Origin of the sequence: Streptomyces sp. T39 (assembly GCF_008042045.1) — a bacterium.
Taxonomy (GTDB): domain Bacteria; phylum Actinomycetota; class Actinomycetes; order Streptomycetales; family Streptomycetaceae; genus Streptomyces.
Map to the genome: position 1 here is coordinate 1,713,821 of NZ_RDBP01000012.1, position 14,477 is coordinate 1,728,297.

The 14,477-nt window shown below is 72.3% G+C and carries 14 protein-coding genes; 8 read left to right on the forward strand and 6 right to left on the reverse strand.

Features of this window, described 5'->3' with window-relative positions; all coding sequences use genetic code 11:
• Nucleotides 1–24: 24 nt before the first annotated feature.
• Both EAO77_RS08690 and EAO77_RS08695 read right to left on the reverse strand, forming a co-directional pair.
• Nucleotides 25–927 (reverse strand): radical SAM protein, encoded by a 903-nt coding sequence (locus tag EAO77_RS08690; RefSeq protein WP_147987455.1) that lies wholly within the window; start codon nt 925–927, stop codon nt 25–27.
• 105 nt (nt 928–1,032) lie between these two features.
• Entirely contained in the window at nt 1,033–1,725 is a 693-nt protein-coding gene (locus tag EAO77_RS08695; RefSeq protein WP_147987456.1) for an HAD family hydrolase, read from the reverse strand.
• Between the two features lie 88 nt (nt 1,726–1,813).
• Between EAO77_RS08695 and EAO77_RS08700 the strand changes: the two genes are divergently transcribed.
• Nucleotides 1,814–2,587: a helix-turn-helix domain-containing protein gene (locus tag EAO77_RS08700; protein WP_222723648.1), complete on the forward strand. Its 774-nt coding sequence runs from the start codon at nt 1,814–1,816 to the stop codon at nt 2,585–2,587.
• A complete protein-coding gene (locus EAO77_RS08705) occupies nt 2,574–3,041 on the forward strand; it encodes an NUDIX hydrolase (protein WP_147987457.1) in 468 nt (155 codons plus the stop codon). The genes EAO77_RS08700 and EAO77_RS08705 overlap by 14 nt, the downstream gene beginning before the upstream one ends.
• Here the strand turns inward: EAO77_RS08705 and EAO77_RS08710 are convergent.
• From EAO77_RS08710 to EAO77_RS08720, 3 genes are all read right to left on the reverse strand, one after another.
• Nucleotides 3,029–3,592 (reverse strand): HD domain-containing protein, encoded by a 564-nt coding sequence (locus EAO77_RS08710; RefSeq protein ID WP_147987458.1) that lies wholly within the window; start codon nt 3,590–3,592, stop codon nt 3,029–3,031. The two genes, EAO77_RS08705 and EAO77_RS08710, sit on opposite strands and share 13 nt — an antisense overlap.
• Nucleotides 3,593–3,925: 333 nt before the next feature.
• Complete coding sequence (locus EAO77_RS38515) at nt 3,926–8,320, reverse strand: ATP-binding protein (protein WP_187283160.1); 4,395 nt, start codon at nt 8,318–8,320, stop codon at nt 3,926–3,928.
• Complete coding sequence (locus EAO77_RS08720) at nt 8,317–9,189, reverse strand: hypothetical protein (protein ID WP_187283161.1); 873 nt, start codon at nt 9,187–9,189, stop codon at nt 8,317–8,319. Before EAO77_RS08720 ends, EAO77_RS38515 begins: the two co-directional genes overlap by 4 nt.
• Before the next feature lie 89 nt (nt 9,190–9,278).
• Here EAO77_RS08720 and EAO77_RS38520 point away from each other — a divergent pair, with 89 nt between their 5' ends.
• A complete protein-coding gene (locus tag EAO77_RS38520) occupies nt 9,279–9,416 on the forward strand; it encodes a hypothetical protein (RefSeq protein WP_187283162.1) in 138 nt (45 codons plus the stop codon).
• 67 nt (nt 9,417–9,483) lie between these two features.
• Nucleotides 9,484–10,053 carry a hypothetical protein gene (locus EAO77_RS08725; protein ID WP_147987459.1) on the forward strand — a complete coding sequence of 190 codons (570 nt, stop codon included), beginning with the start codon at nt 9,484–9,486 and terminating at the stop codon, nt 10,051–10,053.
• Nucleotides 10,054–10,059: 6 nt separating this feature from the next.
• Here the strand turns inward: EAO77_RS08725 and EAO77_RS08730 are convergent, their stop codons facing one another.
• Nucleotides 10,060–10,767, reverse strand: coding sequence for a Crp/Fnr family transcriptional regulator (locus tag EAO77_RS08730; RefSeq protein ID WP_147987460.1), 708 nt, complete (start codon nt 10,765–10,767; stop codon nt 10,060–10,062).
• Nucleotides 10,768–11,091: 324 nt separating this feature from the next.
• On the opposite strand from EAO77_RS08730, the gene EAO77_RS08735 reads away from it, so the two are divergent.
• The 4 genes from EAO77_RS08735 to EAO77_RS08750 all read left to right on the forward strand — a co-directional run bounded on the left by EAO77_RS08735 (nt 11,092) and on the right by EAO77_RS08750 (nt 14,468).
• Nucleotides 11,092–11,604, forward strand: a complete 513-nt coding sequence (locus EAO77_RS08735) for a toxin-antitoxin system HicB family antitoxin (RefSeq protein WP_147987461.1) — start codon at nt 11,092–11,094, stop codon at nt 11,602–11,604.
• Nucleotides 11,605–11,703: 99 nt separating this feature from the next.
• On the forward strand, nt 11,704–12,549 hold the full coding sequence (locus tag EAO77_RS08740; RefSeq protein ID WP_147987462.1) for a DUF4097 family beta strand repeat-containing protein: 846 nt from the start codon (nt 11,704–11,706) through the stop codon (nt 12,547–12,549).
• Nucleotides 12,550–12,696: 147 nt separating this feature from the next.
• Nucleotides 12,697–13,683 carry an ATP-binding cassette domain-containing protein gene (locus tag EAO77_RS08745; protein WP_410088344.1) on the forward strand — a complete coding sequence of 329 codons (987 nt, stop codon included), beginning with the start codon at nt 12,697–12,699 and terminating at the stop codon, nt 13,681–13,683.
• Nucleotides 13,680–14,468, forward strand: coding sequence for an ABC transporter permease (locus tag EAO77_RS08750; protein WP_147987463.1), 789 nt, complete (start codon nt 13,680–13,682; stop codon nt 14,466–14,468). Before EAO77_RS08745 ends, EAO77_RS08750 begins: the two co-directional genes overlap by 4 nt.
• Nucleotides 14,469–14,477 lie beyond the last annotated feature (9 nt).

Genomic DNA, 14,477 nt, shown 5'->3' on the forward strand with positions numbered 1-14,477 from the left:
TCCAGGCTCTCGAACCGCGGGTGATCAGGCACGTCCGTACACCACGTCCGGTACCGCGAGGGTGAGCTCGTCGACGGACGAGGGCTTGTGGACGATGCGTCCTGCCGCCTTCTCGTACCAGAAGGCGTGCGCGTCCTTGCCCACGGCCTTGCAGGACATGGTCAGCGCACCGCGCGGGTCGACCTCGATGCGGTCGATTTCGCGACGACCGTCGGAGGGGGCGCACACCAGCGGGGCACCGTCCTCGGAGAGGTCCTCGTCGACGATCACCTCCAAGGGCAGATCGGCTGACGCCAGCTCGTCCCGGAGCCGGCCGTAGGCGGAAGGGGAAGTGACCAGCAGCTCGGGATGATCGGCGGCGTTGCCGACCGGCCGCAGGTGGTGGAGCTTGAGCTGCCGGACCCCGAGTCCCGCCAAGGCCCGTCCGAGGGGCATGACTTCGGCGATGTTCCGTGAGGTGACGGTCATGGTCGCACCGGTCGGAACGCCGAGATCCCGAGCCAGCCGGAGCGCCTCCAGGGCGCTCTGGTAGCTGCCCTGCTTTCGGATGCCGTCGTTGTTCGACCCGACGCCCTCCAGGGAAACCCTGAGCAGGTCCAGGGAGGGGGCGATCTCGGTCAGACGGCGCTCGATCCGGTACCCGTTGGTGCAGATCTCGACGCGCAGGCCCAGTTCCTCCTTGGCGTGGCGGACGACCTGCGCGAGGTCCCGGTGGACGAAGGGCTCTCCGCCGAGCAGGGTCACGGCCTCGGTGCCGTACTGGTCCCGCATCAGGGTGAGGAGATCCGCGGCTTCGTCGACGGTGAAGGCGTCGGCGTACTGAAGCCGCTTGCCATGGAAGCAGTGCAGGCACGTGAAATTGCAGCGGTAGAGCAGCTGCAGGTACAGCATGCGGATTTTCTTGATCCCGGTGACTTCCTCGATCACGTCGGCTCCTTCGGCTGGTTGCCTGGTGGGAGCCTGATAGTGGCCTTCTGCTCGGGGACCTCGACACCGCGTTCGGGGACGCTCCAAGGACGTCCTGGGACGTTTTCAGTGACCTGCGAAGGACTCCAGGATGCCGAGGACGCGCTTGGTATCCGAAAGGTCGGGCAGGACTTCGACGGCTCCGGCGGCGTTCAGTTCCTCCTGGGTGTGGATGCCGGAGGCGACGGCGAGGACGCCGGAGCCTGTAGTCAGGGCCGCTTCCACGTCACGAGGGGTGTCCCCAACGAGGACGGTGGGGATGTCGGCCGCAACACCATGAAGCCGATGAGCGCGCTCGCGGGCGACAGCGACCAGGTGGGGGCGGAGTTCGGCGTCCGCTCCGTAGGCGCCGACCGGTAGATCAAGCAGGGAGTCGAGGCCGAACGCGGCAAGCTTTACATGAGCGTTGGCGGAGATGTTGCCGGTGAGTACGGAGGAGACCCAACCGGTCTGAGCCGAGGCGGCTTTCAGGGCGTCGTGCACACCGGGCAGGGCGGTACCGCGCCTGCGCAGCTCCTCCAGGCGCGCTTCTCCTGCCTGGGCGAGCGCCGTCTCGACGAAGGGCCAGTCAGGCACGGGTAGCCCTTCGCGGACGAACATGTCGCGCATGATCAGTCGATCCGTACGCCCCTCAGTACGCGCGGGCTCCGTGGGTTCGCGACCTGAGAGGCCACGAAAGGCAGCGGCGTAGATCTCCTTGCTGACCCCCGCGTTCTCGATGAGGGTGTGGTCGATGTCCCACAGGACGAAGAGCTCCATGCCGCCAGAGTAGGCAGTCCGCGAGGTTCCGAACTGCGTCCCAAAACGTCCTTGCGCGATCACTCGCCGTGCCGATTCGATGGCTGCTGTGAACAACCGACTGCGCACCGTGCTCGGCCAACGCGGCGTCTCGCCCGATGCACTCGCCGAGATCTGCGAGGTAGATCCCAAGACGGTCAGCCGATGGCTGGGCGGACGGGTTCCCCATGCACGGCACCGCTTTCGCGTCGCGCGACACCTGCGCGTCGAAGAGACCTTTCTCTGGCCCGAGCCGTCCAAGCGTCCCGGCCGGCCGAGGTACGGGTTAGGCACCGAGTTGGTCGGCACCTACCAGAACCGGGCCAGCGTGCCCCGGGACGTATGGCTCGCACTGCTGCGAGAGGCTCGGCACGAGATCGGCGTCCTCGTCTTCTCCGGAACCTTCTTCGCCCAGTCCAACCCCCACGTCGCCAAGATGCTCTCCGAGCGCGCCGCCGACGGCGTGCGGGTTCGCCTGTGCTTCGGCGATCCCGACGGACAGGCAGTCGCCGTACGGGGGCGCGAGGAGGGAATCGGCGACACCCTCGCCGCCAAAATCCGCGCATCACTGACGTACTACCGTCCGCTGCTGGGCGAGGCCGGGTGCGGCGTACGACTCCACGACACCACCCTCTACACGTCCATGTTCCGCTACGACGACAACCTGCTCGTCAACCCACACATCTGGGGTCAGCCGGCCAGCGCCAACCCCCTGCTGCACCTCAAGAGGGCGGGTGATACGGGGTGGTTCGACAACTACGCTGAAAGCTTCGACGCCGTCTGGGCCGCCGCGAGGCAATGGGCACCCGACCAGGAGAGGACCGCCGACCATGGGCAGGACTGAGTACTACAACGACCCGTCTGCTCCGAAGGCGAACACCCTCATCCCGGCCAGCAACCTGCTCGTCGCCGACGAGACGGGCGCCATCCTCCTCCAGCGGCGCCGCGACACCGGCCAGTGGGCCCTCCCCGGCGGAGCCCAGGACATCGGCGAGACCGCGGCCGAGTGCGCGGTGCGCGAATGCTTGGAGGAGACCGGGATCATCGCGGAGCTCACCGGGTTTCTCGGCGTCTACACCAACCCGAACCACATCGTCGCGTACACCGACGGCGAGATCCGCCAGCAGTACGAGAACACCTACATCGGCCAGCCTGTCGGCGGAGTGCCTACGATCAACGAGGAGGCCGACGACGTCCGCTTCATCCAGCCGGCCGACCTCGACCAGTACGACATCCACCCGAGCATGCGCCAGCAGATCGGGGACTACCTGGCCGGCACCTACCCCTACCTCGGCTGAGCCGCCAGGGCGGCTTCCACCCGCTCCACGGAGGCAAAGATCTCCGGAGCCGCCCGGCGGATGAACCGCCCGACCACGCTGTCGCCCCCGTAGCGGCTGATGATCTCAGCGACCCGGTCCTGCGCGGTGGTCCGGTCGCCGTCGGGCGTCGTGGTCATGTCGCAGTACACGAGGGCGTCCACCAGCAGCGGCTCGTCAAGTAAGGGGAACTCCGTCGCGAGCTCCTCTCGCAGCCCGCGCTCCTCTGCCTCAAGGAGCGCAAACGAGTGGTTCGCGACCAACCGCACCAGCCGCTCGTCGGCCCTGTGCTCGTCCCGAAGGAACCGAGCTCCGTCCAGCGGATGGAAGCCAGTCGCCGCAAGGCGGGGCGCGTATCCGACGTCGTGCAGCGTGGCGGCAGCGCCGAGGAGGCCGGCATCCAAGCCGAAAACCTGGCTTGCTTCGACCGCTCGCTTGGCTACTCCCTGCGTATGTGCCCACCTCCGTGGCAGCACGCTGCAGAGCTCGGCCTCCGCGACCTGCGTCGCCCATTCCGTGATCAGATCGCTCATGTCTGGCTCTCTGCCCGTGGTGTAGTCGGCCCAAGCCACGGCATTCAATGACAGCTGCACAAGGTTCCGTCAGCGTCCCGACCGCCGAGACTGGACCCGAAACGGTGGGCAGGGTCAACCTGTCACCCAACGCTGCACCAGACCCGTCAGATCACCCCGCCCCATGCCAACAACAAGCCACCGACCAGACGTTCACATGATCCGCCGGACAGAACCTAGTAGTGCTTCGTTAGGTCTGCTGCCTGGGAGGCCGCGCATGGTGTCTAGGATGCCGAGCATGGTGACCGTCGATGTAGCTTCAGTCGCAAGCCGTACGGGCGCCGGCGGAGGCGGTCAGGGCGTGGGGCGCGCGGCCGTGCGGGCGGGGGTGGCGAGGTCGGTCAGGCGGACGCCGTCCACGATCGCGGGGGCCGTGCCGTCGGGGGAGGTGCAGGCGAGGGCGCGGGTGACGGCCGAGGCGAGGGCGGCGGCCGCGTCGGTGTCCAGGGCTTCGAGCAGGGCGTCCGGGGCGTGTTCCAGGAGGGCCGTGCCGAAGGACCAGTTCGCAGACGTGACCTCGTAGAACCTGCGCAGGGCGGCCGCGGGCGCACGGTCCAGGAGGACGGGGAACAGACGGGCCACGGCGTCGCCGGGGATCCAGTGCTCGCCGGGCCAGGCGGGCGTGCAGCGTTCGGCCTCGTGCAGCACGGCGACGGGGTCCAGCAGATCGCCGAGGTCGGGGGAGACGGCCAGGACGGTCAGCGCGTCCACGCCGACCGCCGAGCCGTCGCGGGCTCTCGTGATCACCTCGGCGGCCAGCTCACGGAGTTCGGGCCGGTTCTCGGGCCGGGCCTCCGCGCCGAAGGCGAGCAGCTCGGCCGCCGCCGGCAGCGGTCCCTTGTCCAGCAGCCCGCGCAGCCGCCGGATGAACGACGGGCTGAGGGCGGCCCCCGGGGGAGGGGTGACCAGGTCGGCGGCCGCCGCGTAGATCGGGTCGTCGATGCGTGCCGTCGGCGCCCGGAAGGTGTGTCCGGGCGTCCCGCGGGCGACCCGGTGCTCGTGGTGCACGGCGGCGGCCACCGCGCTCTTGCCTGCTTCGTCGTCCTGGTTCAGGGAGCGGGCCAGGTTCTCCCGGTGCATCTGCACGAAGGCGGGGTGGGGCGGCCGGCCCGTGAGGGCGTCGGCGGCGAACACCTCGGACGCCCACGCGAGCATGGACTGCAGATGGGCGTGGGACAGGAAGGCCAGTCCGTCCAGCGCGCTCATGTCGTCCTTGCGGCACCCCAGGGCGCGTACGGCCAGTTCGAAGCGGACCCGCAGGTCGGGGCGGGCGTAGGCCCAGGCCTTCCGGTCGTCGTCGGTGGACCGGAACGTCCACCGGCAGCGCGGCAGCTGGTCGAGCGCGCGGTCGATCTCACGGGAGAAGGCTTCCGCCTCGGGGCCGTGGTGCGACTGGCTGCCGACGGCGCCGTGGGCAGCCCGGTGCAGCTCGCCGAAGCCGATGGCCCGTTCGGCGGGGTCGGCGATCGTGCGCATGACGGCACCCGCCCGGGCGAGGTCCCGGTGCGCCAGCCGGGCCGCGAGGCGGCGTATCACCCTGGCCGCGTTGCTGGACGCGCCCATCTCCACGGCCCGCACCACGTCCGCCGGTTCGCGGTAGAAGTGGGCCCGGGCGCGGGCGGCCCAGTGGTGGCTCAGATTGAACACGCCCTGGACGGCACTGATGTTCACCCCCTCCAGATGGTTCCTGGGGGGCGGGACGCTCGACTCGGGCGCCGAGGTCGTGAAGGCCGCTCCGGCGCCGCCTCCTCCGACGAGCGGGGCCGGGTGCTCCACGTCCCGCAGCATCTCGTCCAGGAGCGCGGCGGCCGAGGCCGGCTCCCCCCGGTCGGCGTGGAGGTGGGCGATGTCGGTGAGCAGCGCGTACCGCTCGCGATGGCCGGAGGGGATGTCCCTGGCCATCTCCGCCGCTCTGGCGAGGTCGTGGTCGGCCATCCGGCGGGCCGCGGCGCTCTGGTCGGACACCCGCTCCCGCGCGCTCCACTGGTATCCCGCCGGGTCGGCGGGCGGTTCCTGGATCGAGGCGAACACGCCCTCGATCAGCCGTATCGCGTCCGTCCGGTCCGACGTTCCGCGGGCCTTCGCCGCGGAGAGCTCGGCCCAGGGACCGCTGCTCCAGGCGAGGTACCGGTCGGCGAGGACCCGCGCGCGCTCGGGGGACCCCCAGCGTGTCCAGAGCTGCGCGCCGTCGAGCAGGGCGCGTTCCCAGTGTCCGTCGACGACGACCGTGTCCAGGGGGGCCAGCAGGGAACGGGCGGCGGCCGGGTCCACGTCTTCCAGCACGGCGGCCGCCGGCACGAGATGGGACGCCAGTTCCCGCTCCTCGTCCGCGGCCAGGACGTGGGCGCGGACCTCGGCGAGGAACCTGCGGCTGGTGTCCGGGTCGTGCGCCGCCCACGCGGCGGCCAGTCGCGCCAGGATCCGCAGGCGGGCCGCCGGAGCGACGGCGTCCAGGGACCGCTCGGCCGCCCACAGCAGTTCGGGGGCGTGGGCGGCGCCGGCGCGTGCCGCGAGATCCAGGTAGTCCGCCGTGCGGTCGCCGCGGATCCTGCCGACGAGGACGCGCGCACGGTCCACGTCCGGCTCGGCGAGGGCGGCGGCGCGGTACACGGGGTCCGGATCCGTCCCGCTGCCGGATGTCCGGCCCCGGCTCGCCCGGCCGTGCTCCCACAGGCGCAGCGCGCGCGTGAGGTCGTGCGGGGCGAGCAGCGTCGCGGCGGTCCGTGCCGCTGCCTCGGCGGAGTGCCGCACCCGGTCGTAGTGGTCGGTTCCGTGCCCGGGGACGGCCAGCGCGGACTCGACCAGCAGGTCCATCAGGTCCTCGTGGGACGGTTCGCCGGGGCCGGGTCGTGCGTGCCCGACGATCTCCCGGAGCACGGAGAAGTGCTGCCAGGAGGGTTTCAGGCCGGCCGCGTGCTCCAGGGCCTCCCCGAGACGGCCGAGGCGCGCGAGCAGGCCGAGCGTCCGCGGCGGGAGTGCGTCGACGGACCGTGCGGCCTGGTGCCGCACGACGGCGAGGTAGGTCAGCGCGGGCAGGCCGGTGGCGGGGGGCGCGCCTGCGGCGACGTGGTGGGCGATGACGTCGACGAGCTCCAGGAACCGGCCGTCGGCCCCGAACTCGGCCCTGACGGCGGCGCGCAGTCCGGGGCAGACCAGGCCGGTGGCGTCGTCGTAGCTGCCGGGCCCGGCCTTCAGGAGGTGGGCGACGAGGTGGGCCAGGCCGTAGCGGTCCACCTGCGACCAGTCCACGTCCGCCCAGTCGGGCGCGGTCCCCCGGTAGTGCCGCACGATCCGCTGGTGCCAGTGGGTCTCGTCGACCCAGCACTCGGGGTGCCGTTCGCGGGATTCCCCGCCCGTGAGGAACTCGCCGATCGAGGTGTGGAAGAAGGCGACGCGGCCGTCCCTGCGGTCCAGCAGCCAGCGCAGGCCCTCCAGGACCCTGCGGGCGGGTTCCTCGTGTATCCGGGCGCCGGACAGCAGGGCGAGCTGGTCCTCCGTCAGGGGCTCCCGGGCCACCGTCAGCACACCGATGATCGGCAGGCCCGCGCCCGCCCAGCCGTCCGTCCCGGCCGCTGCGCCCCGCTGCCACGGGGTGAGCTGCTCGCGGGCGAGCTCCACGAAGAACCCGTACAGGCCGGTGAGGCTGCCCGGGACGCCCCCGAAGACCAGCAGTCGGTCGACCAGTTCGTCGTCCTGCCGGGCGACGGCGTCGGTCAGGGCCCGTGCATAGGTCGCGAGGTACAGGAAGTTCCCGGCGGCCTTGCGGACCGCGTACCGCTTAGCGCTGCCCGGCAGGTGGCCCCTGGCCCGCTCCATGCCGATGACGGCGTCCGTCTCCAGGACCCGGTCCGCGTAGGCGCGCAGGTCGGCCGTGACCCGGGGGGAGCCCGCGTCGATGACGACCTCGGTGAGCCGTTCCTCGCGGGCCGCCCGGAACAGCCGGAGACCGGAGTGCGGCCGGGACGTCATGACCACGCGGACGTTGGGGGGCAGTTCGGGGCCGCGGGCCAGCCAGTGCAGCAGGCCCTTGCGGGGGTCGGCCAACGCGTCGTCGGCCATCTCGTCCAGCGCGTCGAGCAGCAGGACGATCCTCGCTCCGGGGTCCTGCGCCGCCAGCACCTCCGCGGGCCCGATCAGGGCCAGGTGGGCCAGGTTGTCGGGGTCGAGCAGGCGGGGTTCCAGTTCGGCCGTGCCGATCTGGACACCGTGGACGGTGCCGGCGACGTCGCCGATGTCCTGTTCGACTTCCAGGGCGGCGGTGTGCCGGAACGGCGAGACGCGGAGGTCCTCGATCCGGATGCCGACCACGCGGCCCTCGGCCTCGACGGATGCGATGTGCTGCCTGATCACCACGGTGAGGCGTTCGGGCTCGAACAGGTCCGGTCGTACGCGGGCGAGCTGATGCCCGACGGAGAGCAGGAAGGACTGGACGTCGCCGCCGGTCAGGGCGGTGCGGCTGTCCCGCCGGGCGAAGTAGCGCAGCCGCTCAGGGCGGGCCCGCGCCATGCCGGCGAGCAGGCTGGTCTTGCCCGTGCCCGGCTCGCCCGTCACCAGGACGTACTGGCCGGCCTCCGGCTCCATCGCCCGCTCGATCCGGTCGTACAGCCACTCGCGCTCGACGAAGTCCGCCTCCGTCCGGGCCCGCACCACCTCGTCGAAGGCGCGGTCCGTGCGGTCCCGGGCGCTCACTCCGCACCCTTCGCGGAGCGGAGGTCCAGCCCGATCAGGGTGCCGCCGGGTGCCACGCGGCCGACCTCGGCGTCGCCCTCGACGGTGCCTTCGAGCCGGTCCGCGCGGATCACGGTGGCGTCCCCCGCCACTTCGTCCGCCGTCACACGGATCCGGGTCACGGGTGCGTCACCGGTCCGTGCGGGATCCGCGGGGGTCTTCGGCCGGCCGGGCCGTGCGCCCTCGGCCGCCGGTTCGCCGGGTGCGGGGTCCGGCTGCCCGGCCGGGGTGCCGGGGACCCAGATCCAGGCGTCTCCCCGGTACTCCTTCTCCTCGACCCGTACCCGCCGGAACGCGTCCGCCGGAACGGTGGTGTACGCGGCCCCCACGGTGTCGTGGAAGACGGACGCCGACACGGCGACGGCCAGACAGGCGTCCGGTGCCGCCGCGAGCGCCCGGCGCAGGGGTGCGGAGTCGAGGATGCGGCCGATCTCGACCGGGGCCCGGCCGACGAAGCCGTTGGGGCCGGGCGAGGCGGGGCCGAAGTGGACGGCCGCCCTGAGCCTGAGCCGGGCCCGTGGCACGCGGTTGAGGTTGAAGGCCCGCAGTCCGGCGTCGAGGGAACGCATGAAGGTGTCGACGAGAGCGGGCTCGTCGGTTCCCTCGGGCAGCACGGCGAACACGGAGTCGCCGGCCTCCTGCGTCTCCCAGCGGGCGCGGTCGAGCCCGGCCGTCCCCGCCGACGCGTCCAGCAGCCGTGCGAGGCCCGCCTGGAACTCCCGCTGGGTGACCGGGTCCGAGCGGCCGTACCCCTGCGCGTCGACCGCGAGCAGCAGCCGGCGCCGGAAGACCCCCGGGCCGCCGTGTCCCTCCGTGCCGTTCCCTGTCATGACACCTCTCGATGCACGTACATGAGGGGAGAGCGCGCCTCGGCGCTCAACTGCCCTGTTGGCGGACGTACTTGCTCCACCGTAGACCGGTGCCGTCTCCCCTCGTGCGGGCGCCGGTGGTGCAGTCGTACACCCGCGTCCGGGAGCGGACCTCGTACAAGTACGGAATTCCGGCGTCCGGGTGCGACGGACGGGAGGAGCCGGGGCCGCAGAACCCGTGGAAGTGACTGGTTCGGTCCGGGCGCCGGGTCCCTACTGGAGGGGACGCACCGTCGATGACCCGAGGAGATCGCCATGGCACCGGCCGGGCACGCAGTCGGCAACCGCCCCGCGCAGTACATGTTCGCCGCTCTGCACGCGACCCATCAGCAGGCGGACGCGAAGGCCGGCATCCTGGCGGCCGCGCAGGCGGCGCTGGCCGGGACCGCGGGGGCGTGGACCCGGCAGGCCGCGCTCGTCTGGGACCGCGGCGGTGCGTCCGGGGCGTTCGCCGGGGTGCTGCTGGCGCTGTTCGTCTGCGGGTTGGCCGGTGGGGTGGCCTGCCTGGCCGCCGCGCTGAGCCCGCGGCTGCTGCGGGACGGCGGGGTCAACCGGTACAGCTTCGTCCACCTGGCGTCGGGGCCCGACATCCTGCCCGCCGAGGACACGCCGGAGGACACGGCAGGGGGCACGGCAGAGGGCGGGGCCCCGGCGGGGGTGTCCGGGGACGAGGCCGCCGAGCGGCGCGAACTGTCGCTCACGGTGCGCTTCCTCGCCGGGGTCGCGGTGCGCAAGTACCGCTGTCTGACGGTGGCGGTGGCCTGCACGGCCGTCATGGGCGTGAGCGCGGGCCTGGGCGTGGTCCTGCTGCCCGCGGTGGCCTGACGCCGGTCACGGCAGCTCGTGGGCCAGCTCCGCGAGCTGCCGGAGCCGGGGGAGGTCGAGGATGACGGTGGAGCGGTAGCCGGTCTCCAGCAGGCCCTCCTCGCGGAGTTCGCGCAGGACCTTGTGGACGGTCGTCTCGGCGGCGCCGGCCAGCGCGGCCAGCTCCGGCTGCGTCAGTCGGCAGCCGATCACCGTGCCGCGAGGCCCGGACGACCCGTGGGAGGCGGCCAGTTCGACCAGCAGCCTGGCCAGCCGGACCTTCGCCGGGTACCCGCGGAAGTCCAGCCGTCGCCGGTTCGCCCAGCGCAGCCGGTCGGCGACGATGCCGGCCAGTGCCACGGAGACCTCGGGGACGTTCAGCAGCAGTTCGCGCAGCGCGGCGCTCGGCAGCACCCGGGCGAGCAGCGGACCGCAGGCGGTGACCGTCGCGGAGCGCGGGGCGCCGGTCATGGCGGCCATCTCGCCCACCGTGTCCCCGGCGGCCCTGACGGCGAGGAGTGAGCTCTCGCCGTTCTCCACCGTCGCGGTGACCTTGGCGAAACCGGACAGCAGCAGCAGGACGTGCTCGTCGTCCATGCCCTCCCTGAGCAGCACGGCGCCCGCCGCGAACCGCTTGCGGACCCCCAGGCCGAGCAGTTCCCGCCGGGCCGGGACCGACAGCAGGCCCAGCAGACTGCGCGCGGGCCACTCGCGGGTCTCGTCCGGCCCCTCCATGTGAACCCCCCTCCGTCGGCGCGACCGGCCGCCATCGTGCCGGTTGTCGGGGGAGAGGTGCCACTGCCGGCCTGAGAAGAGTGCGCTTCCGGGGTCGGCGCCGGGTGGTAGGCCGGATGGCGCCGCGTGGTGCATGGGTGGCGTCATGTGGTGTCACGCGTGATGCCAAGTGGCTTCGGCCGGCGTGGTGTGCGGTGCCGTGTCGGTGTGGGGGCAGCGGCGGGATGGCTCTTTGTGCAGGTCAGGGGCGCGAGAGCGAGGTGTGCGGCCGGGTCGGCGCCAAGGGGCTTGCATGTGGCGCCATAGTGGTGCCATGATGACGCCATGGACCTGACCCCGTATGTCGACACCCTCCGCCGTGAACTCGCGGTGGCCGCCGAGGCCGGCGGCGAGGAAGCACGCGAGCTGGCCGAGAGGCTCACCGCTCCCCTGGAGTCGGCGACGCGGCTGACCATGCTCCACGTGCTCTCCGCCGCGATGGACGAGATCACGCGTGACCTCGCCCCCGGCTCGGTCGACGTACGGCTGCGCGGGCTCGATCCCGACTTCGTGGTGACGCCGCCGCCCGCCGAGGGCGGTGCCGCTCCGGTGGAGTCCGCCCCGCCGGTGGAGCCCGCGGCGCCGGCCGACGGTGACGAGGGGGGCACCGCACGCGTCAACCTGCGGCTGCCGGCCCACCTGAAGGCCCGGGCCGAGGAGGCCGCCGGCCGCGAGGGCCTGTCGGTCAACGCCTGGCTGGTGCGTGCCGTGTCGGCCGCGGTCGACGGCGGCGCCCGGCCGCGCGCCACGGAAAGGGCCCGGACCATCGGGCAGGGCTACACGGGCTGGGTGCGCTAGCCGCACCCGCGCCCGCCGCGCACCAGCACGCACCAGCACCTCCCCTGCATGCGCCCCGCCGGCGGGGGCGATCCGAAGACCCACGAGGACGGGACAGCCATGCCTTCTTTCGACACTCCCGCACCGATCTCGGCCACGGCACACGTGGAGGCCGGCTCCATCCGCTTCACCGCGGGCGAGCGTCTCGACACGGTCGTCGAGGTGCTCCCCCGCGACCCGAAGCGGGACCTGGACGTGCGGGCGGCCGAGCAGACCGAGGTCACCTGCGCGGGCGGCGTCCTGACCGTCAGGACGCCCAAGCAGCGCTACCTCGTCGGACGCACCGGCACCGTCGACGTGTCGGTCGAACTGCCCACCGGCTCGAACGTCGCGCTGACCGGCTCCTGGGCGCAGGTGCTCGGCGAGGGGCGGCTCGGCGAGGTCCGGGTGAAGACCTCGTCCGGTGACGTCCGTCTCGACACGACCGGGCCGCTCCATCTGACCGCCTCCCACGGCTCGATCACCGTCGACCGGGTGGAGGGCACGTCCGAGATCACCACCAGTTCCGGCAGTCTGCGCGTCGGGACGCTCGACGGTCCCGCCGTCCTGAAGAACTCCCACGGCAGCACGAGCGTCGGCGCCGTCACCGGCGATCTGCGGGTGCGCGGCAGCAACGGGGACATCGACATCGCGCGCGCCGAGGCGTCGGTCCACGCCACCACCGCCCACGGCACCCTGCGGATCGCCGAAGTGGCGAGCGGAACGGTGCAGTTGGAGACGTCCTTCGGCGCCATCGAGGTCGGCGTCCGCGAGGGCGTCGCCGCCTGGCTCGACGTCAGCTCCGGCCGTGGGCAGGTGCGCAACACGCTGACCGCATCCGAGGCCCCGGAGAAGGACGAGGGCACCGTCGAGGTCCGTGCCAGGACCCGCTTCGGCAACATCGACGTGCGCCGCGCGCGGGCCTGACCCCCGCGCCGGGACCCGTTTCGGCATCCTCGACGTGCGCCGCGCGCGGGCCCGGCCGCCGGCCCGGCCGCGCGTCCGCGCCGCTCACATCCGTCACATCAGCGCTTCCAGCCGCGAACCGCTTCCAGCCCCGAAAGGGAGGCTCCTATGCCCAAATCTGTCATGTCCACGTCTGAAAAAACCGGTCCTCGGTCACCCGCCGCCGTCCATGCCGTCGGCCTGCGCAAGTCCTACGGTGACAAGGTCGTGCTCGACGGGATCGACCTGCGGATCCCGGCGGGGTCGGTGTTCGCGCTGCTCGGCCCGAACGGGGCGGGGAAGACGACGGCGGTGAAGATCCTCTCGACGCTGGTGAGGGCCGATGCGGGGGAGATCCGCGTCGGGGGCCACGACCTGGCGGCGGATCCGCAGGGTGTGCGGGGGGTGATCGGGGTGACGGGGCAGTTCTCCGCGGTCGACGGCCTGATCACGGGGGAGGAGAACATGCTCCTGATGGCGGACCTGCACCATCTGCCGAAGGCGGAGGGACGGCGGGTGGCGGCGGAGTTGCTGGAGCGGTTCGATCTGACCGACGCGGCGGGGAAGCCGGCCTCGACCTACTCGGGCGGGATGAAGCGCCGCCTGGACATCGCGATGACCCTGGTCGGCGGGCCGCGGATCATCTTCCTCGACGAGCCGACCACCGGTCTCGACCCGCGGTCGCGGCACGCGATGTGGCGGGTCATCCGGGAGCTGGTGTCCGGTGGGGTGACCGTCCTGCTGACCACGCAGTACCTGGAGGAGGCGGACGAACTCGCGGACCGCATCGCGGTCCTGCACGACGGCCGGATCGCGGCCGAGGGCAGCGCGGAGGAACTCAAGCGCCTCGTCCCGGGCGGCCATGTCCGGCTGCGGTTCTCCGACCCCGGGGGCTACCGGGCGGCCGCCTCGGCGCTGCGCGAGGTCACCCGCGACGACGAGGCGCTGACGCTGCGGATCCCCAGCGACGGCACCCAGCGCGAACTGCGCTCCATCCTCGACTGGCTGGACTCCACCGGTATCGAGGCCGACGAACTGACCGTGCACACCCCCGACCTCGACGACGTGTTCTTCGCCCTGACGGGCACCGACAAGACCGAGGAGAAGGCCCGATGAGCTCCCTGTCCCTGACCGTGCGCGACTCGTCCACGATGCTGCGCCGCAATCTGCTGCACGCCCGCCGCTATCCGTCGCTGACGCTGAATCTGCTGCTGACGCCGGTCATGCTGCTGCTGTTGTTCGTGTTCGTCTTCGGGGACGCGATGAGCGCGGGTCTGGAGGGCGGTGGCGGGCGGGCGGCCTACGTCGCCTACATCGTGCCGGGCATCCTGATGATGACGATCGGCTCGACCGTGGTCGGGACGGCGGTGTCGGTCGCCAACGACATGAACGAGGGCATCATCGCCCGGTTCCGCACGATGGCCATCCACCGCGGGTCGGTGCTGTTCGGGCACGTCGCGGGCAGTGTGATGCAGTCGGTCGCCAGTGTCGTGCTGGTCGGCGCGGTCGGCGTGGCCATCGGCTTCCGGTCCGCGGACGCCACGCTGCTGGAATGGCTGGCGGCCTTCGGGCTGATGGCGCTGGTGGCCCTGGCGTTCACCTGGATCGCGGTCGGCATGGGTCTGGTCAGCCCGAACGTGGAGGCGGCGAGCAACAACGCGCTGCCGCTGGTCGTGCTGCCGCTCATCTCCAGCGCCTTCGTCCCGCTGAGCTCCATGCCGGGCTGGTTCCAGCCGATCGCCGAGTACCAGCCCTTCACCCCGGCCATCGAGACGCTGCGCGGCCTGCTCCTCGGCACGGAGATCGGCAACGACGGCTGGATCGCCGTCGCCTGGTGCCTGGGCCTGACCGTCCTCGGCTACCGCTGGTCCCGCGCCCGCTTCGACCGCGACCCGCAGTAGCGGCACCCG